Consider the following 23,357-nt stretch of genomic DNA (forward strand, 5'->3'; position numbering starts at 1 on the left):
CAATGTCGGTCATGATCAAGATTTGCGGGCTGTCGACGCCCGAAACGGTGGAAGCCGCCATTGCTGCAGGCGCCACGCATATCGGTTTCGTGCATTTCGAGCCCAGCCCCCGCCATGTGACGCTGGAACAGGCGCGGGAACTGCGCGGACTGGTCGGTAACCGGGCGAAGACCGTGCTGCTGACCTCGAACGCCGATATCGATACGGTGAGCAGGGGTTTGAACATGGTCCAACCCGACATCATGCAATTCCACGGCAGCGAAACGCCCGAATGGATTGCGCTCGTTCGCGAAAAGATCGGTGTCGAAGGATGGAAAGCGTTGGGCCTGAAGGACGCCGGCACACTGGAGCGCAGCGCCAAGTTCATCGGCAAGGTCGACCGCCTGCTGTTCGATGCGCCGGCGAAGGCATTGCCCGGCGGCAATGGCGAGACCTTTCGCTGGGACCTGCTCAACGGCCACGAACACAAGGTGGACTGGGCGCTGGCCGGTGGTCTGACGCCCGACAATGTCGCAGAGGCGATCCGGGCAACCGGCGCACCTCTGGTCGATACTTCGAGCGGCGTCGAAAGCGAACCCGGTGTCAAGGATGTGGACTTGATCCGTGCCTTCTGCAAAGCGGCTTTGGAAGCGTGAGAACAGCATGACCGAGCAACCCAATTCCTTCCGCAACATGCCCGACGAACGCGGGCACTTCGGCGAATACGGCGGCCGCTTCGTGGCCGAGACGCTGATGCCGCTCGTGCTCGACCTGGAACGCGAATATCGCGCAGCACAGGCCGATCCGGCATTCCAGGCGCAGTTCGACGACCTGCTCGAACATTACGTGGGGCGCCCCTCGCCGCTCTATTTCGCAGAGCGGCTGACCGAGGCGCTCGGCGGCGCGCAGGTCTGGTTCAAGCGTGACGAGCTCAATCACACCGGCGCGCACAAGATCAACAATTGCATCGGGCAGATCCTGCTGGCGATGCGTATGGGCAAGACCCGCATCATCGCGGAAACCGGCGCGGGCCAGCACGGCGTTGCCACGGCGACCGTCTGCGCGCGCTTCGGTCTCCCTTGCGTCATCTACATGGGCGCAGAGGACGTTCGGCGGCAATCCCCCAATGTCTTCCGTATGAAGCTGCTGGGCGCAGAAGTCGTGCCCGTCACCAGCGGTCGCGGCACGCTCAAGGACGCAATGAACGAAGGGCTGCGCGACTGGGTCGCGAACGTCCACGACACATTCTACATCATCGGCACCGCCGCGGGGCCGCATCCCTATCCGGAACTCGTCCGCGATTTCCAGAGCGTGATCGGCAAGGAAGCACGCGAACAGATGCTTTCCCGCACCGGCCGCCTGCCCGACCTGCTGGTGGCAGCGATCGGTGGCGGCTCCAACGCGCTCGGCCTGTTCCACCCCTTCCTCGACGATGCGGACGTCAAGATGCTCGGTGTCGAGGCGGCAGGTCACGGCCTCGATGGTGACGAACACGCAGCAAGCCTCCTCGGCGGCTTCCCCGGCGTGCTGCATGGGAACAAGACATATCTCCTGCAGGACGAGGACGGCCAGATCACCGAAGGCCACTCGATCAGCGCCGGCCTCGATTATCCCGGCATCGGTCCCGAACACGCCTGGCTGAAGGACACAGGCCGCGTCGAATACACTGCCGTGACCGACGACGAGGCGCTCGACGCCTTCCAGCTGCTGTGCCGGACCGAGGGTATCATTCCCGCTCTGGAGCCGAGCCACGCTATCGCGGCAGTGGCAAAGCGCGCCAAGGAAATGCCGGATGACAGCATCATCCTCGCCAACCTGTGCGGTCGCGGTGACAAAGACATCTTCACTGTGGCTGACAAGCTTGGGGTGAAGATGTGAGCATTTCAGCCGGACGCGCGCTCGTATTTTTCATGATCGGCCTTCCCATCGGGTTCATCCTGACGGCGCTCGGCTTCGTGGTTACTGACCGCGAGATCGATGCAGGAGCGATGGCGCCCTGGGCGCTCGCGATTGCCGCCGCGACAGGCCTTGTCGCTGCTTTCGGAAAGCCCAGTAGATGACCCGCCTCTCCGCAGCCTTTGCCAAGCCCCACCCCGCGCTCGTCTGCTTCATAACGGCAGGCGATGGCGACACGGCGGCCAATCTCGATGCCTTGGTCGAGGGCGGCGCGGATGTGATCGAGCTAGGGATGCCCTTCACCGATCCGATGGCCGATGGTCCCGCGATCCAGCAGGCCAACATCCGCTCGCTCGGCGCCGGAACAACGACACGTGACGTTCTGATGATCGCGAACGAGTTTCGCGCACGCCATCCGGAAGTGCCGCTGGTGCTGATGGGCTATGCCAACCCGATGATCCGCCGCGGCCCCGAATGGTTCGCAGCCGAATGCAAGGGTTGCGGCGTCGATGGCGTGATCTGCGTCGACATCCCGCCGGAAGAGGACGATGCGCTCGGCCCGGCTTTGCGCGACGCCGGAATCGCTCCGATCCGCCTCGCCACACCGACCACCGATGAAAAGCGGCTTCCGCAGGTGCTCGAAGGCTCGGCAGGCTTTCTTTACTACGTCTCCGTCGCCGGGATCACCGGCAAGCAGCAGGCGGCACAGGCGAGCATCGAGGATGCCGTCGCCCGTCTGAAAGCCGCGACCGACCTGCCGATTGCAGTCGGTTTCGGCGTTCGGACACCCGACCAAGCAGGCGCCATCGCCAAGGTGGCGGACGGGGTCGTGGTCGGATCGGCGCTCGTCGAAATCGTCGCCCAACATGGCAAGAAAGCGCCGGAAAAGCTGCGCGAACTCACGTCTTCGCTTGCCGAAGCCGTGCATAATGCGCGATAGGGCCGCCCCATGAACTGGTTTACCCGCGTCCGCAATTCGATCGGCTGGCTGCCCAAGCGCAGCACCGAGAAAGACCTCTGGATCAAGTGCCCCTCCTGCCAGGAGATGCTCTTTGCCAAGGAATACGAAGAAAACCTGAGCGTATGCCCGCGCTGCGACCACCATGGCCGCATCGGCGCGGACGAGCGGCTTTCGCTGATCCTCGATGAAGGTTTCGAAATGCTCGACCAGCCCGAGGTCGAGGAAGATCCGCTCAAGTTCAAGGATACGAAAAAGTACACCGACCGCCTGAAGCAGGCGCGCGCCAAGAACCCGCATGCCGATGCATTCAGCGTCGGCTCCGGTACAATCAACGGCCATGACGCCGTGGTCGGCGTGCAGGATTTCGGCTTCATGGGCGGGTCGATGGGCATGGCGGTCGGCACGGCATTCTGCGCCGGTGCGCAGCGCGCCATCGCTCGCAAATGCGCCTATATCGTGTGCACGGCAGCTGGCGGTGCACGCATGCAGGAAGGCATCCTGAGCCTGATGCAGATGCCCAAGGCGACCGTGATGACGCGCCGCCTGAAAGAAGCCGGCCTGCCCTACATCGTCGTTCTGACCGATCCCACGACGGGCGGCGTTACCGCCAGCTATGCAATGCTGGGCGACGTCCATATCGCGGAACCCGGCTGCCTGATCGGCTTTGCCGGACAGCGCGTGATCCAGGACACGATCCGCGAGAAGCTGCCCGATGGGTTCCAGCGGGCCGAATACCTGCACAAGCATGGCATGGTCGACATGGTCGTCCACCGCAAGGACCTGAAGGGGCAACTTTCGACGCTGCTCGAATACCTGCAGCCCGCAAAGGCAGCCTGACCCACCGATGAAGGATTTCGGACGCTCGGACGATCCGCGCGTCCAGGCGCAGCTCGACCGGCTGGCCGCACTTTCGGTGCCGCAGGGCCGCCTCTGCCTCGAAACGACCCGCGCATTGATGGAGCGCCTCGGCAACCCGCATCGCCGCTTGCCACCTGTGTTCCATGTCGCGGGCACCAACGGCAAGGGGTCCACCTGCGCTTTCCTGCGCGCCATGCTGGAGGCCGATGGCAAGCGCGTCCACGTCACCACCAGCCCGCACCTTGTCCGCTATAACGAGCGGATCCGCATCGACGGCGAGCTCGTATCGGACGGCGAACTTGCGGGTTTGCTCGAAGAGGTGCTCGATGCGGGAGAGGACCTTGGACCGAGCTTTTTCGAAGTCACAGTAGCTGCCGCATTTCTGGCATTCAGCCGTACGCCTGCGGATGCTTGCGTCGTCGAAGTCGGCCTGGGCGGACGGTTCGACGCGACCAATGTGCTGGAGGCTGAAGCGCTCGCCGCGTGCGGGATCGCCGCACTGGGGATCGACCACGAACGTTTCCTGCTGGCACCGGAAGACGGCGTGCCGGAAGCGCCACTAGCCCGGATCGCATTTGAAAAGGCAGGTATCGCGAAGCGCGGGGTGCCGCTCGTGACCCTCGGCCCGACAATGAGCGCTGCGGCGGAAATCATGAATGTGGCCGAGAAGGTCGGATCGCCGCTTTTCATGGAAGGCGTCGACTGGCAGGTTTTTGCCGAGGCAGAGCGGTTCCATGTCGTGGCTGGCGGAACGCAGATCACCCTGCCCATGCCGGGAATGCCGGGGCACCACCAAATCGCCAATGCCGCGCTCGCTGCCGCCATGATCCGCTATCAGGACAGGGTCGAAGTTTCGCCCGATGCAATGGCGGAAGGCGTCCGGACCGCCCATTGGCCGGCAAGGTTGCAGGCTCTCTCGAGCGGTCCGCTAGTTGGCGAGCGAGAGGCCTGGCTCGACGGGGGGCACAATCCCAATGCCGCAGAGATGCTGGCCCGTCATTTTTCCGGGCAGCAGGTGCATCTGGTCGTAGGTATGATCGAGGGGAAGGACCCGGCCGGCTTCCTGCGCGCACTCGGCAGGATTCCGGCCAGCATCACTGTCGTCCCAGTCCCTGCGCATGACTGGCAGGCTGCCGAGCGGTTCGGGCCGGAAGCACGATTTGCCCCCGACGTGCCGAGTGCCCTTGGCACATTGCCCGACGACGGGTTGCCGATCCTGATCGCCGGATCACTCTATCTCGCGGGCGAAGTCCTGCGCCTCAACGAAGAGCTACCGGACTGATCATTCAGCCGGCGCGGCTGCCGCTTCGGGTGCCACAACACCGGACGCCTTGCCCAGTCTTGCCTGTCTGACCCATTCGATGATGCAGAGCACGACCGCGAACATACCGATCGCGGTGGTCAGGATGAAGACGTCGAAATAGCCCTGCTCTTCGATCATCTGGCCTAGCGCGCCGCGCCCGAGGGTGCCAACCAGCAGTGTCAGTGACGACAGCAGCGCATATTGCACAGCGCTGTATCCCTTCGACACGATGCTGGAGAGATAGGCGACGAAGGCAGCACCGGCGACGCCAACAGCAATATTCTCGCCCGCAATGGCCATCATCAACTTCGCCAGCCGTGCGTCGCCGCCAAGGTGCGACACCAGCCAGGTGAAGCCGGTGAGGTTGGAGAACGCCTCCATCGTCGCTCCGCCGCGTGCCAGGTCCGCATAAAGCAGATTGGTTGCGGCAGCGAAGAAGGCCCCCAGTGTCAGCGTCAGCATGCGCCCGATGGCGGTGAGCAGATAGCCACCGAGCGCCAGCCCGAGCAGCAGGGCCCCTACCCCGAAGAACTTGGACGCCACAGCGACTTCGTCCTTCGTGTATTCAAGTTCGCCGAGATAGAAGGGATAGGCAAAGCTGCCCCAGATGGCATCGGTGATACGATACGTCAGGACCAGCGCGATCACGATGATCATGGCCCATCCCAGCCGCCCGATCAGATCGGTCAGCGGCAGGATCAGTGCGCGATAGAGGTGATCCATCGCCCTGTCCCCGGCACTGGTGGCCGGAGCAGCTTCGACGAGGAGGTTCGTGCCCTTCCGCTCCTGCCGAACAAGCCAGGCGGCGATGAGCGAGGGCAAGACCACGGTCGCTATCACAACCATCGGCCCCATGGTCGAAATGAATTCCACGGAATCGGGCCGTGTGTCGGGATTGCTGGAAAGGGAGCGAACCATGAACAGGCCGACGGTCACGAGCGCCCAGCCCCACAGCAGTCCCACGGCGCCAAGTGCATAGGCTCTCAGTCGCGGGTTGATCTGCCCGGCCTTGCGCAGTCCGTATGGATCGCCTTCATCCTCGGCTGTTTCGCGCGCGCCTGCATCTGCATCGGGTGCCCACAGGCCCAGAAATCCGACCACCAGCATGAGTGCGCCCATGGAAAGATAGACTGTCGGCCAGTCGGTCCGCTCTGCCATGAACAGCGCGAGCGCACCCCCCACGAGAGCGGCGATACGGTAGCCCATCTGGTAAACGGTCGAGAGCATGTCGATCGTCGCGACCTCGTCAGCCACATCAACGCGCCAGGCATCGATCACCACGTCCTGCGTCGCGCTGGCAAAGGCGGCCAGTCCGGCAAGCAGGCTGAAAATGCCGATCGTATCGTTCGAAGGTGCAATCATGCTGAGAGCGACCAGAGCGGCACCTATCAGCAGCTGGGCGGTCACGATCCACTGCTTGCGCTTGCCCAGCCGGTTGAGCAGCGGAACATCGACCCGGTCGAGCGCGGGCGACCAAAGGAATTTGAAAGCATAGGCCAGGCCGATGAGCGAAAAAACACCCATCGTTTCAAGATCGATCTCTCCGCTGTCGGAAAGCCATGCGTAGAGCGTGCCGAGCACGAGGGCGTAGGGCAGGCCAGCGGCAAATCCGAACAGCAGCATATAGCCGGTCTTGCGGTTCCTGAGTGCGAGGCCCAGGGCGCGCCACGAGCTTTTCTTCTTTTTCTCTGCAACCGCTGCGGCCATTCCCTAGCGTCCTTCCCGTTTCACGCAATTTCTGCGACACTAGCCGCGAGATGAGAGGATAGGAACGCCGCAATGAACGGTGTCGATACGAAATCACCACCTTTGCGCCCGACCGAGGGGCAATTGACGCTGGCCAGGAATGTCGCTGCGGGCGAGATGCGAGAAAGCGATGCGATCACGCATATCCCGGCGAGCGCCTATACCGACCCGGCGCATTTCGAACGGGAAAAAGCCGGGCTGTTCGACCGGCTGCCGCAGGTTCTGTGCCCCTCGGCATTGATCCCCGATCCCGGCATGGCGGTTCCTCACGACGCAACCGGCCGTCCCCTGCTCATCACACGCGATGCGGACGGGAAGGCGCACGTCTTCCTCAATGTCTGCAGGCATCGCGGGACGCGGCTTGTCGAAGGGCAGGAAGTGCAATGTGCCAAGCGGCTCGTCTGCCCCTATCACGCCTGGACCTACAAGCTTGACGGCAAGCTGCTCGCCCTGCCCCGGCCGGAAACCTTTCCCGGCATGGACAAGGGAGATTTCGGGCTCGCCGAACTGCCCAGCTGCGAGGCTGGCGGCCTGATCTGGTATTCGCCTGTCGAAGGTGCCGACTTCAGCGACGCAAGAACGCTGGGTGAAGACTTCGACGCCTTTGCCATGGCGGACAGCTACCTCTTCCGGCGGAAACTCCATTCGGTGAAGGGGAACTGGAAGCTGATCATGGATGCTTTCCTAGAAAGCTATCATGTCACCCGCCTGCACGCGAAGACCATCGGCCCCTTCTTCAAGGACGGTGTTACCAGCGGCGACCAGATCGGCCCGCACCAGCGTTCGGCTGTCGGGCGCCTCGAGGAAATGGAAGGCGTTGACCTCGAAGACATGGGCCAATTGCGCCGCGTGGTGACCTTCGCCTACCAGTTGCTGCCGGCGACAATCATCATACCCAGCCCTGATTATGTGAACGTCATGGTCCTGATGCCTCAGGCGCACGACCACACACTAGTCGAGGATTTCATGCTGATCCCGGAAGCGCCAGCGACCGACAAGGCGCGCGACCACTGGGAACGCAGCTGGAAACTGCTCGATGGCGGCGTTTTCGCAAGCGAGGACTTCCGCGCGGCAGAGCTTGGACAGCAGGGTTTGGCCAGCGGCGCGATCGAGCAATTGACGCTTGGCACGCTGGAAGGCGGCATCTCCCGTTTCGACCAAATCGTTCAAGAGGCGTTGCGCGGGGTGAATTGATCACCTAACCGCAGGAAATGCCTAAAGCTCCTCCTCGCGCCCCGGACCGTCCCGAGGGTGATCGCATCGCGAAACTCCTTGCCCGCGCAGGCGTCGCGAGCCGCCGCGAAGTGGAGCGCATGATTGCCGACGGGCGCGTGTCCATCGATGGCAAGGTTCTCGATACGCCAGCAACGATCCTGCAGGATCTCAAGGGTGTGACAGTCGACGGCAAACCTGTCGCAAAGCCCGAACCGACGCGTCTCTTCGCCTTTCACAAGCCGACCGGACTGCTGACGGCGGAGAACGATCCCCAGGGGCGGCCGACGATCTATGACGCGCTGCGCAATGCACTGCCCAAGAACACGCCGCGAGTAATGCCGATCGGCAGGCTCGATCTCAACACCGAAGGCCTGTTGCTGCTCACCAATGACGGCGAGCTGAAGCGGCAGATGGAACTGCCATCTTCCGGCATTCCGCGGACCTATCGTGCGCGCACTTTCGGCGACATAACGCAGGAACAGCTCGAGGAACTGATCGATGGCATCACCATCGATGGCATGACCTACGGCAGCATCGACGCCAATCTCGAACGGCGGACGGGACGCAACCAGTGGATCGAGATGACCATCACTGAGGGCAAGAACCGCGAGGTTCGCCGCGTGCTCGAGCATCTCGGCCTGCAGGTCAGCCGCCTGATCCGCACGTCCTATGGCCCCTTCGAACTCGAGGACCTGCCGCGTGGCGGGGCACGCGAAGTTCGCAAGCACGAGCTCGGCCGCCTGCGCGGCGACCTGCGCAAGTGGGTCCACGAGTGAGCATAGCTTCATGAGGATCATTGCCGGAGAATGGCGCGGCAGGAAACTGGCCGCACCAAAGGGAGAAGCGACGCGCCCAACAGCCGATCGGACGCGTGAAACGCTTTTCTCGATGCTGACCAGCCGGCTTGGCACCTATGAAGATCTGAGCGTTGTCGACCTGTTCGCCGGCTCGGGCGCGCTCGGCCTCGAAGCGCTGTCGCGTGGTGCCGGTTTCTGCCTGTTCGTCGAGCAGGACCAGGCGGCGCTCGCGACCATCAAGTCGAATATCGAAACTCTCGGCTGCCGCAGCCGGAGCAGCGTAAGCGCAGGCTCGGTGATGTCATTGGGTCCGGCCAAGCAACCGCACGACCTGATCCTGCTCGACCCGCCCTATGAAACAGGCGCGGGCTCGGTTGCGCTCGACCGCCTGCTACGGCTCGGGTGGGTCGGCCCTGCAAGCTGGATGGCGGTCGAAACCTCGGCCAAGGAAGAGGTCAGAGTGCGAGGCCTTGCCGTCGAGGCAGAGCGCCAAGTCGGCAAGGCCAAGCTTACTTTGCTGCGAATGGAATCGGCCGTCTAGGGACTGTTAGATCGGCCGTTCGCAGCACCCCAATCAAACGAAATTGGGCGTGACGACGACCATCAGCACTCCCAGCAGGACGGCGTAAGATATTCTGCGCATTGCGACCTCCTCTCCCGAGCTGTTCCAAGCGCGACGAACGCTGACCACTCCCCCAAGCGACAATGGCCAAGCTGCGCCCGAACTGCGGTCTTGAGAAGAGTAGCGGCGGGGCTCAAACGCTTGGCAGGCCCCGTTCAGCGCGAAGCGTTCGTAAAATGCGGCGACCGGAAGGCGCGCAAAACTACCAAAGCGCGACATGAAAAGGGGCAGCCGCACCTGAGTGCAGCTACCCCCGTCGCCATTGCCCGATAACGGGCAGGCGCGACGAATTCGCAGTGATTACATCTCGCTGGCGGGCTTGCCCGGCCAGTAGCTCAGCGGGCGATTGCCCCACTTGAGGCCGGCAGCGCGCGGGTTGATGCAGCTGTCCTGACCTTCGGTCATGCAAACGTCGTAGGTGTTGTCGCCGATTTTCACCTTGGTTGCCTGACCCTTCGCATTGGTTTCGACAACTTCCGGCGTCGGCGCCTTGTATTCGTGATGGTCGGCCATGGCCGGTGCGGTCAGGCCGAGTGCGAGCGTCGTTGCAGCGGCAGCGGTAAGTATCCGTTTCATATCAAAATCTCCTCTGCCCCGTCCGATTGCGTGAACAACGGGCGACCCGGCACGACGGTTCCAAAATGGGCAAACGCGCCCATTCTGCGCTTGCGGCGCAGCCTTGCGTTCCCTACCTGTTCACAAGGTTTCCGATGAGCAGCGACAATCCCCCCCAGCAGCGCCAAAACGCGCAAGTGCCCGCCTATGCAGCGCGGCTGAACCCTCCCCAGCGCGAGGCCGTGCTGACGACGGAAGGTCCGGTCCTGATGCTGGCAGGTGCCGGAACCGGCAAGACTGCGGCGCTAACCGCTCGCCTCGCCCACCTGGTTGCCACCGGCAGGGCTTATCCCAGCCAGATCCTGTGCGTGACCTTCACCAACAAGGCTGCGCGCGAAATGCGACACCGTGTTGCCGGGCACCTGGGCGAAGCTGTCGAAGGGATGCCGTGGCTCGGCACCTTCCACTCGATCTGTGCAAAGATGCTGCGCCGTCATGCAGAGCTTGTAGGGCTCGAATCGAATTACACGATCATCGACACCGACGATCAGATCCGCCTGCTGAAACAGCTGATCAACGACAACGATCTTGACGAAAAGCGCTGGCCGGCGCGGCAACTGGCCGGCCTGATCGACGGCTGGAAGAACCGCGGCCTGAACCCCGAAGATCTCGATGCAGTCGACAATGAAGCCTATGCCAATGGCCGGGGACAGCAGTTCTACAAGCTGTACCAAGACCGGTTGAAGGCGCTGAACGCCTGCGATTTCGGCGACCTTCTGCTGCACATGCTCAACATCTTCCGCCGCGAGCATGACGTGCTCGAGCGATATCAGCGGCAATTCCGCTACATCCTCGTCGACGAATACCAGGATACCAATGCGGTCCAGTATCTGTGGCTGCGATTGCTGGCGCAGGCGAGCAAGAATATCTGCGTCGTGGGTGACGACGACCAGTCGATCTATTCCTGGCGCGGCGCCGAAGTCGCCAACATCCTGCGCTTCGAGAAGGATTTTCCCGGCGCAAAGGTAGTGAAGCTGGAGCAGAATTATCGCTCCACTCCTCACATCCTGGGTGCTGCATCGGGCTTGATCCGCGCCAACAGTGAACGCCACGAAAAGACGCTGTGGACCGAGCATGACCACGGCGACAAGGTGCGCGTCATCGGCGTCTGGGATGCCCCGGAAGAGGCCCGGCGTGTGGGCGAGGAAATCGAGCGGCTGGAACGCGAGGGAGCGAGCCTGGACGAAGTCGCCATCCTCGTTCGCGCCCAGTACCAGACCCGCGAGTTCGAAGACCGCTTCATCCAGATCGGGATCAATTATCGCATCATCGGCGGTTTCCGCTTTTACGAGCGTGCCGAAATCCGCGACGCCCTCGCCTATCTGCGCGTCATCGCCCAGCCGCAGGACGATCTCGCTTTCGAGCGCATCTACAACCAGCCCAAGCGTGGGCTTGGCGCGAAGACGCTGGAGAAGATGCACCAGCATGCGCGCCGCACGGGCCTGCCGCTCGCCGCCGCATCATTGCAGATTGCCGACAGCGACGAGTTGCCAGCGCGTGCCGCCAACACCATCGGCGGGTTGATGCGGCAGTTTCTCCACTGGCGCGAGCAGTCCGAGCAGGTCACCCCCGCCGATCTGTTGCGCATGGTGATGACGGAATCGGGCTATGACGAGATGCTCCAGAAAGAGCGGACCGCCGAATCTGCCGGCCGCCTGGAAAACCTGTCCGAACTTGCCCGCGCCATGGAAGAATACGAGACGCTCGGCGATTTCCTCGAACATGTTTCGCTGGTGATGGATAACGACGCGGCCGATGACGAGGAAACCGTCACCATCATGACGATGCACGCTGCAAAGGGGCTCGAATTCGATCACGTTTTCCTGCCCGGCTGGGAAGAAGGCGTCTTCCCCAGCCAGCGCGCGATCGACGAAGGCGGCCTCGCCAGCCTCGAAGAGGAACGCCGCCTCGCCTATGTCGGGATCACCCGTGCGCGGCGTCGATGCACGATTTTCCATGCTGCGAACCGCCGCATTTATGGGCAGTGGACGAGTAGCATCCCGAGCCGTTTCATCGAGGAATTGCCGCCCGAACACATCGATCAGGAAACGACGATGACCGGCGGCGCATCGCTGTGGCGAGCGAACTGGACCGAACAGGAAGACCCCTTCGCGCATGTTTCGCAATCGCGTCCCGACCGCAGCGGCGCGCGCGGTCCGGGCTGGCAACGGGCGCTTGCAACGGGATACGAAACTAAACCTGTGCGCGTGCAGGAAAATCGCCGATCAGCAGCCAGCTTTGCAGCCAAGCCGCGCACCGACGTCGCCATCGGCGCGCGCGTTTTCCATGAAAAGTTCGGCTATGGCACCGTAACCGACCAGGAAGGCAACAAGCTCGAAATCGACTTCGAGCATTCCGGCACGAAGCGTGTCATCGACAGCTTCGTCAAGCTGGCCGACTAGGTCGCGCTCACATCCAGGAAGCCGGGACGCGGGCCGTTCCATTCGCCCGCAGGCACCGGTTCATCGTCATGATCCCGTCGCGGCCGGCGCTCGGGCTTCCGATCTTCCCTCGCCTGCTTCTCGCGCCGCGGCTTTTTCGGCTTCTCGTCGCGGTCACCGTCATCGCGTGAACGGCTCCGCTTCTCCTCGCGGTCACCATCATCGCGCGAACGGCTCCGCTTCTCCTCGCGGCGCGGTTTTTCCTGTTCGTCCTCGCTCGGCTCCTTCAGCTCGACGCGAACGTCATTCTTGCCGAATACGGCGATCTTCGACTTGGTCAGCTTCTCGACGTTGGCGATTGCTTCCGCGTCTTCTTCGCTGACGAAGGTGAACGCACGACCCTTGGCCCCGGCTCGGCCGGTACGACCGATGCGGTGGACGTAATCGTCGGGATGCCACGGGGTGTCGAAATTGAAGACGTGGCTGACGCCCTTCACGTCGAGGCCGCGCGCGGCGACGTCGGACGCAACAAGGATATTGATGTCCCCGGCCTTGAACCTTTCAAGTTCGCGCAGGCGGCTCGTCTGGTCCATGTCGCCATGGATCTCGCCGCTGGAAAAACCATGGCGCTGCAGGCTCTTGTTGAGTTCGCGCACGGTGGTCTTGCGATTGGCAAAGATAATCGCCGTGTCGACCTGGTCATGGCGTAGCAGCCACCGTAATGTCTCGCGCTTTGCACGGTTGTTGACGTTGATCTTGAACGCCGTGATGTCCTTGTTCGTGGACGCAGCGCGGCTGACCTCGATCCGCTTGGGATTGGTCAGAAATGTATTCGCCAGCTTCTCGATCGGCGGCGGCATGGTCGCACTGAACAGCATCGTCTGCCGGTTTTCGGGAAGCTTGGAGCAGATGAACTCGATGTCGGGGATGAAGCCCATGTCGAGCATGCGATCGGCTTCGTCGACGACGAGGAGCTCGCAGCCGTTGAGCAGGATCTTGCCGCGCTCGAACAGGTCCATAAGGCGGCCCGGGGTCGCGATCAGGACATCGACGCCCTCGTTCAGCGCCTTCACCTGGTCGCCCATCTGTACGCCCCCGATCAACAGGGCCATCTTCAGGTCGTGGTTGACCCCGTATTTTTCGAAGTTTTCTGCCACCTGTGCCGCGAGTTCGCGGGTCGGCTCCAGGATCAGCGAACGCGGCATAAGGGCACGGCGGCGGCCGTTCGCCAGGATGTCGATCATGGGCAGCACGAAGCTGGCAGTCTTGCCCGTTCCCGTCTGGGCGATACCGATCAGGTCCTTCATCATCAGGACAGGCGGGATCGCCTCCGCCTGGATTGCGGTGGGTTCGGTATAGCCGGCGGCCTCGACCGCTTTCAGCAATTCATCGGAGAGGCCGAGATCGGCAAAACTCATACGTATCAAAATGTCCGGATGGCGGGGCCCTTGCGGGCCCGACTTCAAGCAGGCGTGGAGAGACCACAACCAATCGCGGCGCCCTTCGCGCAAAACCCTCGCAAAGTCAAGATTTCGGAGGTTTCGCTATTCCTCGACAGCGACCAGCTGGCGCATGCGTTCGACCTCGCAATTCGCACCCGAACGCGATTGCAGCTTGTCCCGATCGACGCAAAGCATGCCATCGTCGCTCCGCTCGATATAAAAACCGGAGTAGAAATCGCGCGCACGGCATGATTTTTCGAGGCTGGCGGTAACGGTCCTGCGATCGTTCAGGAACAGCAGCAGGCGATTGCCGCTGCCCGTTTGCACACCGACGACATTGGCCACCGGCACACATTTTTCCATCTTGCGCTCTTCAAACCGCGAAGTCGGTGCGCGCGTTGGCAGTTCGGCGAACATGCTCTGCCGCGCGCTCGGCTGACGCGGGGAAATACGGACGATCACCCGTTGTTCGATCCTGACCTGGCGCTGGATCGGCACTGCATATGGCGCCACCATTGGAATGACCGGTTCGTCCGCCACCATGGAGGACATGGGTGCACTGTTCGGCTCGAGCCGCGCTTCCACATCTCCGTTCGGAACAGGCGGTACCTCCTGCTCGCCACCGAAGACCGGCAGCAAGAGCACCAGCGGTGCTAGGAAGGCGAGTGGGTTAGCCATTCAATTGCGCGAAGAAATTCGTCCCCGTGTGCTTCGTTGCGGCTGATTCTCGATCAACCGGTATGGCTTTCTATCAGGCAGTCTTGAATACTGGCTTAATCCGAATTGCCCCGCCTGCAAGTCCTAGTCGCGAGGCGATAGCTATGTCATAGGCGCGTGCATGAGCGATCCGGGCAGCTTTGTAAGCGATGTACGCGCCCTTCTGGGCGAGCGCGGTTTCACCTCCGATCCCGAGCTTATGTCTCCGTGGCTGACCGATTGGCGAGGTCGTTTTGCTGGCGCTGCCATCGGTATCGCCTCGCCCGCGAACACGCAGGAAGTTTCGGCCTTTGTCGCCCTGTGCGACAGGCATGATGTTCCGATCGTACCCCAGGGCGGAAACAGCGGAATGTCGGGTGGCGCGACACCGGACACTGCAGGCCACAGCGTGCTGCTATCGCTCCGCCGGATGGACGCCATCCGCGCGTTCGACAGTGACGCGGGACAGATCGTCTGCGAAGCAGGAGTTATTCTTCAGAACCTGCACGAAGTAGCTGAAAAGGAAGGACTTCGCTTTCCATTGACCCTGGGCGGGAAAGGGTCTGCGACCGTCGGTGGCCTAATCTCCACGAACGCAGGGGGTACGCAGGTGCTGCGACATGGCACGATGCGCGCTCAGGTCCTGGGCATCGAAGCGGTCCTCGCGAATGGCGAGATATTCAACGGCCTCACGGCGCTTAAAAAGGATAACCGCGGCTTCGATCTCAAGCAGTTGCTGATCGGTTCCGAAGGTACTCTCGGTATCGTGACCGCCGCGAACCTTCGGCTATTACCCGCAACGGAAGAACGGGTGGTGGCCTGGATTGGCCTGAAATCGATTGGCGATGCACGCCGCCTGTTACGGAAACTGCAGGCACGCTTGCCCGATCATCTCGAAGGGTTCGAGGTCGTTCCTGCGCACTGCCTGTCAGCTGTCCTCGATCACCTCCCCGCCGCGAAAGCCCCGCTGGAGCGTGAGCACGCATGGAACGCGCTGGTGGAATGCACTGGAACGTCGGCGGAGATCGATTCCGTTCGCGAAAGGCTTGAAGAACAATTGGCCAGCGCCATGGAAGACGGCCTCGTCAATGACGCCGTTTTCGCTGCGAACGAACGCCAAGCCGAAGATTTCTGGACCCTGCGCGATTCCATCGCCCCTGCAGAACGGGCGCTGGGGCCCGCAGTCCAGCACGATATTTCCGTACCGGTGGAGAAGATGCCGCAATTCGTCGAGGCGGCGATACCGGCTGTGGAAGAGGCCTTTCCGGGAACGAGCGGGGTCGCCTTTGGTCACCTTGGCGATGGAAACGTCCATTTCCACGTGCTCGCAGAACCCGGTGCCACGCGCCGCGAGTGGGAGAATGGTACGGGCAAGGAAATCAGTCGCTTCGTTCACGATCTTGTCACCGAATATGAAGGTTCGATCAGCGCCGAACACGGGATCGGGCAACTCAAGCGTGACGAATTGGGCCGTCTGGGCGATCCGGTTTCACTGTCACTGATGCGGAGTATCAAGGGTGCGCTGGACCCCAAGGGCCTGCTCAATCCGGGCAAGCTGGTGCCGCTTGCGCCGGGGGACGCAAAGCCCTAAAGCACCCGCGCTTGGCCGCCCGTCTGGATAGGCTGGCCTTAAATCACATTCCTTTAGACTTTTCGGAGAGTTTTCATGGCGAGCGCGCCGCAGCCCCAACTGCCTGTTTTCTACAACGACCTCATGCCCCTCAACAGCCGCGATCACAAAGGCTGGAAGAGCACGCAGTTAAACGACGCCACATTCTTTGGCACAAGCCATGCTGTTCCGATCACCGTCGAAGAATTCGTCGATGCGCAGCGTTCGTTCCCGATCGTTTTCACCAGCGGCGAAGGCGCCCTGCCCATCGCTCTGATGGGCCTGAACGAAGGCGTGAACACTTTCGTCGGCGAAGACGGCAAGCTGACCGAAGATGTGTACGTCCCGGCATACGTCCGTCGCTATCCCTACATGCTGGCACGCCTGCGTCCCGACAGCGACGATCTTTCGCTTTGCTTCGACCCGAGCGCCGGCGTTGTCGGTGAATTCGATGAAGGCAACGAGCTTTTCGACGCCGAAGGCAAGCCGACCGAATTCACGAATGGCGTGATGGAATTCTGCCGCAACTTCGAAGAAGCCGGCGTCCGCACCCAGAACTTCATGGCAGATCTCGCCAAGCACGATCTCCTGATGGACGGCGAAATCGCGATCACGCGCAATGACGATCCCGAGCGCCCCTTCGTTTACCGCGGCTTCCGCATGGTCGACGAAAACAAGCTGCGTGAACTTCCGACCGAAGTTCTCGAAGAGCTGAACAAGAGCGGCGCGTTGATGATGATCCACGCCCATCTTTTCTCGCTCAACCTGATGCGCGTGATCTTTGCCCGCCAATCGGCACAGGGCAAGATTCCGCAGCCCAACGCAGCACAGCCGGCAGGCTGATCCGACGCGTTGATCGGATGAGAGGGGCTTGAACGCCCCTCCTCCCGATCCTATTTTGAAGAGGTCAGGTCACGCGCCCCTCATGGCGTGGCCCGACTGCACCGAAAGGTGCAATCCTCCCTGAACCTTGGCCACCTCGTGCAGTTGCACGAGGTGGTTTTTTCATATTTGGGGTCAGGCTACTCGGCTGCCTGCGCAAAAGGCCCCTTGAGCGAGAGGTTCGCGGTCGCAGCGCCAAGTTCACGCACCAGACCCGCAAGGAATCGCGCCAGGGGTTCTAGCCCCGGACCCGGCTCCAACATTTGCGCATCGAGATATATCGACCGGCAAATCTCCAGCTGGATGGCATGGAGCCCACGCTGGGGTGCCGCGTGCCGATCGAGCACATAACCACCCGAATAGGGTCGGTTGTGTGCGACTGGCCGGTTGCCGGCTTCGATATAGGACAATGCACGCTCGACGATGCCGTTGTCGCATGATGCTCCGAAGCGGTCACCCATTACGATATGTGCCGGCCGTTCCGCGCCGAAGCGCGGCTTCAGGGGCGGCATCGAATGCATGTCGATGAGGAGGGCTGCGCCCCAATCGTCGCGGATCTTCTCCAGGTGTCGCGCCAGTGCGGAATGATATGGACGGTGCACACTCGAGATACGCGCCTGGAGGTCGGAATTGTCGACCGGCCCCCGCCAGATCTCCCCCGATTGGGGCAATCGACGGGGTACCAGGCCGAGGCCGCTGCGCGCCCTGCGATTGGCGTGCGAATGCCGCGATACGGGCGGCCTGGCACCTGCGACCATCTCCCAATCCACATCGTCCTTCGCCCGGTTGAGATCGATCATCGCGCGCGGTGCATTCGCGACCAGCAGGGCTGCACCTGTCAGCCTGGCGACTTCCCTTGCGAGTATATCGACCTTGCGATCTTCGAGACGCGATGCCGCAAGCTCGGGCTGGCGCATGTTCGATAGGAGGTTGGCCGGATACTCCCGCCCTGCATGCGGGACTGCGATGAGGACGGGCAATGGCAGATGTACCGGCATTTCGAGGGTATATGCCTGAGCTTCGCAGCCGGGGATTGCCCCGCCCTGCTCGATCCGCGAATCGCGGCGGTCACCCTCGGCATCTGTCATGACGTCATTGCTGCCTGTAAGACGGTTGTGTGTCAAAGCTGGCCATGGGCTAACTCAAAATGCTTTCTTAAAACAATCGGCGTATTGGCAGGTCCATGACAGCTACCGATTCCATCAAGATCCTCCTGGCCGAGGATGATGAGGCCATGCGAACCTATCTTACGCGTGCGCTCGACAATGCAGGATACGACGTAAAAAGCGTTGCCATGGGCACCGAAGCCGTTCCCCTGCTCGAATCGGAGCATTTCGACCTCTTGCTGTCCGACATCGTGATGCCGGAAATGGACGGGATCGAACTCGCACAGCGTTGCGGCGAGATCAGCCCGAAGACGAAGGTCATGTTCATTACCGGCTTTGCTGCCGTCACCCTGCGTGCCAGCCGTGAACAGCCGCAGGCGAAAGTGCTGTCCAAGCCCTTCCACCTGCGCGATCTCGTGCTCGAAGTGGAACGGGTTTTCGAAGACCGGGCCGAGGCGAGCTTATAATATTTCGCGAATCGCTTGCGCCTTGGCGCAGGCTTGGTTATTGGGCGCCTCCGCCGCGACGAGCGGCTGCTTGATGGATCGGGCGTATAGCTCAGTGGTAGAGCACTATGTTGACATCGTAGGGGTCGGAAGTTCAATCCTTCCTACGCCCACCATCTAGCCAAAGCCCGCCCTTCCGGCGGGCTTTTTCGTGTCCGGCACCAGGCACGAAGACCTTAGGCTACCTTGCGCAGCGCCAAGCCTCTGCTAAAGCCCGCGCAACACCCAAGACATTCAAGAAGACAGACAGGTCAAACATGCAGAAAATTCAGGTCAAGAACCCGGTCGTCGAACTCGACGGCGACGAAATGACGAGGATCATCTGGCAGTGGATTCGCGAACGGCTGATCCTGCCCTACCTCGATGTCGACCTGAAGTATTACGATCTCTCCGTCGAAAAGCGCGACGAAACCGACGACCAGATCACCGTCGATGCCGCCAACGCGATCAAGCAGTACGGCGTCGGCGTGAAATGCGCCACGATCACCCCTGACGAGGCTCGCGTCGAAGAGTTCAACCTGAAGAAGATGTGGAAGTCGCCGAACGGCACGATCCGCAACATCCTCGGCGGCGTGGTGTTCCGTGAACCGATCGTCATCGACAACGTCCCGCGTCTCGTCCCGGGCTGGACCGACCCGATCGTTGTCGGCCGTCACGCTTTCGGCGACCAGTATCGCGCAACCGACACGTTGATTCCGGGCCCCGGCGAGCTGCGTCTCGTCTTCAAGGGCGAGGACGGCCAGGAAATCGACCTCAAGGTCTTCGATTTCCCGAGCGCCGGCGTCGCCATGGCGATGTACAACCTCGACGATTCGATCCGCGACTTCGCTCGCGCGAGCTTCAACTACGGTCTCAACCTTGGCTGGCCGGTTTACCTGTCGACCAAGAACACGATCATGAAAGCCTATGACGGCCGCTTCAAGGACCTTTTCCAGGAAGTGTTCGACAACGAAGGCTTCGCCGAGAAATTCAAGGCTGCGGGCATCGTTTACGAGCACCGCCTGATCGACGACATGGTCGCATCGGCACTCAAGTGGAACGGCAAGTTCGTCTGGGCCTGCAAGAACTACGACGGTGACGTCCAGTCGGACACCGTGGCACAGGGCTTCGGTTCGCTCGGCCTCATGACCTCGGTCCTAATGACCCCGGATGGCAAGACGGTCGAAGCAGAGGCGGCTCACGGCACGGTTACCCGCCACTATCGCCAGCACCAGCAGGGCAAGGCGACGTCGACCAACCCGATCGCCTCGATCTTCGCCTGGACTCGCGGCCTCATGTATCGCGGCAAGTTCGACGACACCCCCGATGTGGTGCGTTTCGCCGAAACGCTCGAGAAGGTCTGCATCCAGACCGTCGAGAACGGCTCGATGACCAAGGACCTCGCGCTCCTGATCGGTCCGCAGCAGAGCTGGATGACCACCGAGCAGTTCTTCGAAGCGATCGTGCAGAACCTCGAGAAGGAAATGGCCAGCTGGTCCTGAAACCAATAACCCGTTCCGGCATTGGTTCACTAGAGTGACGGAACGGGGTTGAATTTTGGCAAAGCAGGTTCGCAAGAAACGCCCTTCGGCAAAGGCTGAAGGGGAAAAGCTGGGGCAGGCACGGCTCCTCGTCCGCCAGGCGATGATCAAGGACATTCGCGGAATTTCCGCGCTTGTCCGGCGCGCCTACGACGACCTGCCTGCCTACAAGCAGAGCGAGATTCGCGGACAGATCAACAACTTCCCCGAAGGTTGTTTCGTCGCCCTGCTCGATGATGAGATCGTGGGTTACTGCGCTTCGATGCAGCTACCGGAACCGGTGGTCTTCGCTCCCCATGATTGGGACGAGATATCGGGCAACGGCTATGGCAGCCGCCACGATCCGACCGGCGATTGGCTCTACGGCTATGAAATGTGCGTCGACCCAAAGGTCAGGGGCGTGCGCATCGGTCGTCGCTTGTACGAGGAACGCCGCGCGCTGGCCGAGGAACGCGACCTCACCGGCATCGTATTTGGCGGCCGCATGCCTGGGTATGACCGTGCCCGCCGGCGCAAGAACAACAGGGTCGAAAGCCCGCAGGACTACCTCGAGCAGGTGCTGTCCGGAAAACTGCACGACCAGGTCCTGCGCTTCCAGTTGGCCAACGGGTTCGAACCCGACGGCATCCTCGAAAACTACCTGCCCGAAGACAAGAAATCCCATGGCCATGCCATCAAGATGGTGTGGCGCAATCCCTATGTGGATCGCGACCAGCCGGTAAAGAAGCGCCTGCCTCGCGGCGTGGAATCCGTCCGTGTCGCGACCTGCCAGCTGCAGGCACGTGCGGTGAAGGATTACGACGAATTCCTTGGCGCGATCGAATATTTTGTCGACGTCGCGTCCGATTACGAAAGCGACTTCATCGTCTTTCCCGAATTGTTCACGCTGATGCTGTTGAGCTACGAGGCGAAGGAACTCTCGCCTCTCGAGGCGATCGAGCGACTTTCGGAATACACCCCGCGCCTCAAAACCGACATCTCCGAATTCGCGCTGCGGTACAACATCAACATCATCGCCGGATCGCATCCCACCCGCATGGAGGACGGCGACATCCACAATGTCGCCTATGTCTGCCTGCGCGATGGTTCGGTCCACGAACAGGAGAAGATCCACCCTACCCCCAACGAGCGGTACTGGTGGAACATCAAGGGCGGTGACAAGATCGACGTCATCCAGACCGACTGCGGCCCGATCGGCGTCCAGATCTGTTACGACAGCGAGTTTCCGGAGCTCAGCCGCAAGCTCGCCGACGAGGGTGCGCGGATCATCTTCGTACCGTTCTGCACCGACAGCCGGCAGGGCTATTTGCGGGTTCGATATTGCGGACAGGCTCGTGCAATTGAAAACCAGTGTTTCGTCGTCCTGTCGGGCAATGTCGGCAATTTGCCCAACGTCGGAAACATGGACATCCAGTACGCGCAAAGCTGCATCCTCACGCCGTGCGATTTCCCATTTGCCCGCGACGGCATTGCAGCCGAGGCCAGCGAAAACGTCGAAACCCTGACGATCAGCGATATCAATCTCGCCGACCTCAGCTGGGCTCGCGCAGAAGGCACGGTGCGCAACCTCGCCGACCGCCGGTTCGATCTTTACCGGATCGAATGGGACGAAAGCGGCGACCATCCCGGCAAGACCAAGCCGCGGGCCGAGCCTCTTGGTACGGGCGGACCCGGCGGGGGCTGATCAGGCCGGGTTTGCGGCGACACTACCCTGCGTCGCCTTGCTTACCGCAATAATGGCGACGAGTGCGGCGATGAACCCCGGAATGATCTCGTAAACTCCTGGACCGCCGAGGAAGCTCGCGCTCCAACCGGCTGCGATCCAGCCGAATACGACGACTGCACCGGTAATCAGGCCGGCGACAGCGCCCGCGCCCGTCATCCGGTCCCAGGTCAGCGAAAGGAGGATCATCGGTCCGAAGGCAGCGCCGAAACCGGCCCAAGCGTTCGAAACGAGTCCCAGGACTTCGCTTTCAGGGTCGGAGGCGATTACGATCGCAGCGATTGCGACGATCAGTACGAATAGGCGACTGACATTCACGCTTTCACGCTCGCTCGCATCCTTGCGCAGGAACAGGCGATAGAAATCTTCGGTCAGCGAACTCGACGACACCAGCAGCTGCGAGCTGATCGTGCTCATGATCGCGGCAAGCAACGCAGCGAGCAGGAAGCCTGTGACCAGCGGATGGAACAGCGTTTCTGCAAGCAGCATGAAGATCGTTTCCGGATCCTCCAGCGTCATGCCGTTGCGTTCGACATAGGCGCGTCCAGCAAGGCCGACGCCAAGTGCGCCAGCAAGGCAAAGCGCCATCCATCCCATGCCGATCCAGCGCGCGTTCTTCACTTCCGGTACCGATCTGATTGCCATGAAGCGGACGATGATGTGCGGTTGCCCGAAATAGCCGAGGCCCCAGGCGATCGCGGAAAGGAAGCCGATGAAGGTCAACCCTTCGGTCAGGCTGAGAAAGCCGGGCTGCACTTCGGTCAGCGATGCACCGGCTTCACCCCCGGCCCCGAACATGACGACGAGCGGCATGATAATAAGCGCGAGGAGCATAATTATGCCTTGGACGAAGTCCGTCAGACTGACGGCGAGAAAGCCCCCGATCATCGTGTAGGCGACTACGACGCCCGCGGTCAGCAGGATGCCAGCCATGTAGGGCGACAGGCCCCAGTCGCCGACGATGGGCGCGAAACTGGTGGCAAACAGCTTGCCACCGCCGACGAGGCCCGCTGCCGTATAGACGGTGAAGAATGCGACAATCACGACGGCGCTGGTAACGCGAAGCGCCAGTGCCTTGTCAGGGAAACGGTTCGCCAGAAATTCCGGGATCGTCAGTGCGTTTCCGAGCTTCTCCGTCTGCGCCCTCAATCGAGGGGCGACGATCAGCCAGTTGAACAACGCCCCGACGAAAAGCCCGATGCCGATCCAGGCTTCGACCAGGCCAGTTGCATAGAGGGCGCCGGGAAGCCCGAGCAGCAGCCAACCGGACATGTCAGACGCGCCTGCAGAGAGTGCGGCGACCGATGGAGGCAGGTTTCGACCTGCAAGGAGATAGCCTTCGCTATCGGAGGTCGACTGCCGCTGGGCATAGAGCCCGATGGCGATCATGAGTATGAAATAAAGGGCAAGCGATACGATAATTCCTGTTTCCATGGCCCCCCACATAGTGACTTGAGGTCAGATGTCACCCGTAGCCGTGACAAGCACGCCCTTGCGGGA

At 61.7% G+C, this 23,357-nt stretch carries 21 protein-coding genes and 1 tRNA gene; 16 read left to right on the forward strand and 6 right to left on the reverse strand.

The window, feature by feature from the left end; genetic code table 11:
* The first annotated feature begins 2 nt into the window (after positions 1-2).
* Genes AMC99_RS07030 through AMC99_RS07055 form a run of 6 tightly spaced genes read left to right on the forward strand, consistent with a single transcriptional unit; the run spans position 3 to position 4,976 of the window.
* A complete protein-coding gene (locus tag AMC99_RS07030; protein WP_061924662.1) occupies positions 3-635 on the forward strand; it encodes a phosphoribosylanthranilate isomerase in 633 nt (210 codons plus the stop codon).
* Between the two features lie 7 nt (positions 636-642).
* Complete coding sequence (gene trpB, locus AMC99_RS07035) at positions 643-1,857, forward strand: tryptophan synthase subunit beta (RefSeq protein ID WP_061924666.1); 1,215 nt, start codon at positions 643-645, stop codon at positions 1,855-1,857.
* Positions 1,858-1,889: 32 nt separating this feature from the next.
* Positions 1,890-2,039: a hypothetical protein gene (locus AMC99_RS07040; RefSeq protein WP_198143494.1), complete on the forward strand. Its 150-nt coding sequence runs from the start codon at positions 1,890-1,892 to the stop codon at positions 2,037-2,039.
* Positions 2,036-2,815, forward strand: a complete 780-nt coding sequence (trpA, locus tag AMC99_RS07045; RefSeq protein WP_061924670.1) for a tryptophan synthase subunit alpha — start codon at positions 2,036-2,038, stop codon at positions 2,813-2,815. Before AMC99_RS07040 ends, trpA begins: the two co-directional genes overlap by 4 nt.
* 9 nt (positions 2,816-2,824) lie before the next feature.
* Positions 2,825-3,673, forward strand: coding sequence for an acetyl-CoA carboxylase, carboxyltransferase subunit beta (gene accD / locus AMC99_RS07050; protein ID WP_061924673.1), 849 nt, complete (start codon positions 2,825-2,827; stop codon positions 3,671-3,673).
* Positions 3,674-3,680: 7 nt separating this feature from the next.
* Positions 3,681-4,976 carry a bifunctional folylpolyglutamate synthase/dihydrofolate synthase gene (locus AMC99_RS07055; RefSeq protein ID WP_061924676.1) on the forward strand — a complete coding sequence of 432 codons (1,296 nt, stop codon included), beginning with the start codon at positions 3,681-3,683 and terminating at the stop codon, positions 4,974-4,976.
* Here the strand turns inward: AMC99_RS07055 and AMC99_RS07060 are convergent, their stop codons facing one another.
* The gene (locus AMC99_RS07060) at positions 4,977-6,704 is read right to left on the reverse strand and encodes an AmpG family muropeptide MFS transporter (RefSeq protein ID WP_061924680.1); all 1,728 of its coding nucleotides are present in this window, start codon (positions 6,702-6,704) and stop codon (positions 4,977-4,979) included.
* A gap of 72 nt (positions 6,705-6,776) precedes the next feature.
* Between AMC99_RS07060 and AMC99_RS07065 the strand changes: the two genes are divergently transcribed.
* From AMC99_RS07065 to rsmD, 3 genes are read left to right on the forward strand one after another with little or no spacing between them, the layout of a single operon-like run.
* Positions 6,777-7,937 (forward strand): aromatic ring-hydroxylating oxygenase subunit alpha, encoded by a 1,161-nt coding sequence (locus AMC99_RS07065; RefSeq protein ID WP_061924683.1) that lies wholly within the window; start codon positions 6,777-6,779, stop codon positions 7,935-7,937.
* A 17-nt stretch (positions 7,938-7,954) separates the two neighbouring features.
* A complete protein-coding gene (locus AMC99_RS07070; RefSeq protein ID WP_061924686.1) occupies positions 7,955-8,734 on the forward strand; it encodes a pseudouridine synthase in 780 nt (259 codons plus the stop codon).
* Positions 8,735-8,744: 10 nt separating this feature from the next.
* Positions 8,745-9,296 carry a 16S rRNA (guanine(966)-N(2))-methyltransferase RsmD gene (gene rsmD / locus AMC99_RS07075; RefSeq protein WP_061924689.1) on the forward strand — a complete coding sequence of 184 codons (552 nt, stop codon included), beginning with the start codon at positions 8,745-8,747 and terminating at the stop codon, positions 9,294-9,296.
* Positions 9,297-9,677: 381 nt separating this feature from the next.
* Here the strand turns inward: rsmD and AMC99_RS07080 are convergent, their stop codons facing one another.
* Positions 9,678-9,953 carry a hypothetical protein gene (locus AMC99_RS07080; RefSeq protein ID WP_061924692.1) on the reverse strand — a complete coding sequence of 92 codons (276 nt, stop codon included), beginning with the start codon at positions 9,951-9,953 and terminating at the stop codon, positions 9,678-9,680.
* A 134-nt stretch (positions 9,954-10,087) separates the two neighbouring features.
* Here AMC99_RS07080 and AMC99_RS07085 point away from each other — a divergent pair, with 134 nt between their 5' ends.
* Entirely contained in the window at positions 10,088-12,394 is a 2,307-nt protein-coding gene (locus AMC99_RS07085; protein WP_061927805.1) for an ATP-dependent helicase, read from the forward strand.
* Here AMC99_RS07085 and AMC99_RS07090 read toward each other — a convergent pair.
* Positions 12,391-13,791: a DEAD/DEAH box helicase gene (locus tag AMC99_RS07090; protein ID WP_061924694.1), complete on the reverse strand. Its 1,401-nt coding sequence runs from the start codon at positions 13,789-13,791 to the stop codon at positions 12,391-12,393. The two genes, AMC99_RS07085 and AMC99_RS07090, sit on opposite strands and share 4 nt — an antisense overlap.
* Positions 13,792-13,917: 126 nt before the next feature.
* Positions 13,918-14,493: a hypothetical protein gene (locus AMC99_RS07095; RefSeq protein WP_061924697.1), complete on the reverse strand. Its 576-nt coding sequence runs from the start codon at positions 14,491-14,493 to the stop codon at positions 13,918-13,920.
* Positions 14,494-14,653: 160 nt separating this feature from the next.
* On the opposite strand from AMC99_RS07095, the gene AMC99_RS07100 reads away from it, so the two are divergent.
* Together AMC99_RS07100 and AMC99_RS07105 are read left to right on the forward strand one after the other, a co-directional pair.
* Positions 14,654-16,102, forward strand: coding sequence for an FAD-binding oxidoreductase (locus tag AMC99_RS07100; RefSeq protein ID WP_061924700.1), 1,449 nt, complete (start codon positions 14,654-14,656; stop codon positions 16,100-16,102).
* A gap of 75 nt (positions 16,103-16,177) precedes the next feature.
* Positions 16,178-16,963 carry a SapC family protein gene (locus tag AMC99_RS07105; RefSeq protein ID WP_061924703.1) on the forward strand — a complete coding sequence of 262 codons (786 nt, stop codon included), beginning with the start codon at positions 16,178-16,180 and terminating at the stop codon, positions 16,961-16,963.
* 179 nt (positions 16,964-17,142) lie between these two features.
* On the opposite strand, the gene AMC99_RS07110 is transcribed toward AMC99_RS07105, so the two are convergent.
* On the reverse strand, positions 17,143-18,090 hold the full coding sequence (locus AMC99_RS07110) for an N-formylglutamate amidohydrolase (RefSeq protein ID WP_061924706.1): 948 nt from the start codon (positions 18,088-18,090) through the stop codon (positions 17,143-17,145).
* A 95-nt stretch (positions 18,091-18,185) separates the two neighbouring features.
* Here AMC99_RS07110 and cpdR point away from each other — a divergent pair, with 95 nt between their 5' ends.
* From cpdR to AMC99_RS07130, 4 genes are all read left to right on the forward strand, one after another.
* Positions 18,186-18,575 (forward strand): cell cycle two-component system response regulator CpdR, encoded by a 390-nt coding sequence (gene cpdR, locus AMC99_RS07115; RefSeq protein ID WP_061924709.1) that lies wholly within the window; start codon positions 18,186-18,188, stop codon positions 18,573-18,575.
* 80 nt (positions 18,576-18,655) lie between these two features.
* Positions 18,656-18,730 (forward strand) — tRNA-Val (locus AMC99_RS07120).
* Between the two features lie 141 nt (positions 18,731-18,871).
* Positions 18,872-20,095 (forward strand): NADP-dependent isocitrate dehydrogenase, encoded by a 1,224-nt coding sequence (locus AMC99_RS07125; protein ID WP_061924712.1) that lies wholly within the window; start codon positions 18,872-18,874, stop codon positions 20,093-20,095.
* Positions 20,096-20,237: 142 nt separating this feature from the next.
* A complete protein-coding gene (locus tag AMC99_RS07130) occupies positions 20,238-21,818 on the forward strand; it encodes a bifunctional GNAT family N-acetyltransferase/carbon-nitrogen hydrolase family protein (protein WP_061927807.1) in 1,581 nt (526 codons plus the stop codon).
* On the opposite strand, the gene putP is transcribed toward AMC99_RS07130, so the two are convergent.
* Positions 21,819-23,291: a sodium/proline symporter PutP gene (gene putP, locus AMC99_RS07135; protein ID WP_061924714.1), complete on the reverse strand. Its 1,473-nt coding sequence runs from the start codon at positions 23,289-23,291 to the stop codon at positions 21,819-21,821.
* Positions 23,292-23,357 lie beyond the last annotated feature (66 nt).

Source organism: Altererythrobacter epoxidivorans, from assembly GCF_001281485.1.
Classification (GTDB): Bacteria; Pseudomonadota; Alphaproteobacteria; order Sphingomonadales; family Sphingomonadaceae; genus Erythrobacter; species Erythrobacter epoxidivorans.

Coding starts and splice junctions, on each gene's coding strand:
- AMC99_RS07070 (WP_061924686.1), top strand. CDS start 7,955: ATGCCTAAAGCTCCTCCTCGCGCCCCGGACCGTCCCGAGGGTGATCGC.
- AMC99_RS07055 (WP_061924676.1), top strand. CDS start 3,681: ATGAAGGATTTCGGACGCTCGGACGATCCGCGCGTCCAGGCGCAGCTC.
- putP (WP_061924714.1), bottom strand. CDS start 23,291: ATGGAAACAGGAATTATCGTATCGCTTGCCCTTTATTTCATACTCATG.
- trpB (WP_061924666.1), top strand. CDS start 643: ATGACCGAGCAACCCAATTCCTTCCGCAACATGCCCGACGAACGCGGG.
- AMC99_RS07080 (WP_061924692.1), bottom strand. CDS start 9,953: ATGAAACGGATACTTACCGCTGCCGCTGCAACGACGCTCGCACTCGGC.
- AMC99_RS07060 (WP_061924680.1), bottom strand. CDS start 6,704: ATGGCCGCAGCGGTTGCAGAGAAAAAGAAGAAAAGCTCGTGGCGCGCC.
- accD (WP_061924673.1), top strand. CDS start 2,825: ATGAACTGGTTTACCCGCGTCCGCAATTCGATCGGCTGGCTGCCCAAG.
- AMC99_RS07085 (WP_061927805.1), top strand. CDS start 10,088: ATGAGCAGCGACAATCCCCCCCAGCAGCGCCAAAACGCGCAAGTGCCC.
- AMC99_RS07100 (WP_061924700.1), top strand. CDS start 14,654: ATGAGCGATCCGGGCAGCTTTGTAAGCGATGTACGCGCCCTTCTGGGC.
- AMC99_RS07130 (WP_061927807.1), top strand. CDS start 20,238: ATGATCAAGGACATTCGCGGAATTTCCGCGCTTGTCCGGCGCGCCTAC.
- trpA (WP_061924670.1), top strand. CDS start 2,036: ATGACCCGCCTCTCCGCAGCCTTTGCCAAGCCCCACCCCGCGCTCGTC.
- AMC99_RS07065 (WP_061924683.1), top strand. CDS start 6,777: ATGAACGGTGTCGATACGAAATCACCACCTTTGCGCCCGACCGAGGGG.
- rsmD (WP_061924689.1), top strand. CDS start 8,745: ATGAGGATCATTGCCGGAGAATGGCGCGGCAGGAAACTGGCCGCACCA.
- cpdR (WP_061924709.1), top strand. CDS start 18,186: ATGACAGCTACCGATTCCATCAAGATCCTCCTGGCCGAGGATGATGAG.
- AMC99_RS07105 (WP_061924703.1), top strand. CDS start 16,178: ATGGCGAGCGCGCCGCAGCCCCAACTGCCTGTTTTCTACAACGACCTC.
- AMC99_RS07040 (WP_198143494.1), top strand. CDS start 1,890: ATGATCGGCCTTCCCATCGGGTTCATCCTGACGGCGCTCGGCTTCGTG.
- AMC99_RS07095 (WP_061924697.1), bottom strand. CDS start 14,493: ATGGCTAACCCACTCGCCTTCCTAGCACCGCTGGTGCTCTTGCTGCCG.
- AMC99_RS07110 (WP_061924706.1), bottom strand. CDS start 18,090: ATGACAGATGCCGAGGGTGACCGCCGCGATTCGCGGATCGAGCAGGGC.
- AMC99_RS07090 (WP_061924694.1), bottom strand. CDS start 13,791: ATGAGTTTTGCCGATCTCGGCCTCTCCGATGAATTGCTGAAAGCGGTC.
- AMC99_RS07125 (WP_061924712.1), top strand. CDS start 18,872: ATGCAGAAAATTCAGGTCAAGAACCCGGTCGTCGAACTCGACGGCGAC.
- AMC99_RS07030 (WP_061924662.1), top strand. CDS start 3: ATGTCGGTCATGATCAAGATTTGCGGGCTGTCGACGCCCGAAACGGTG.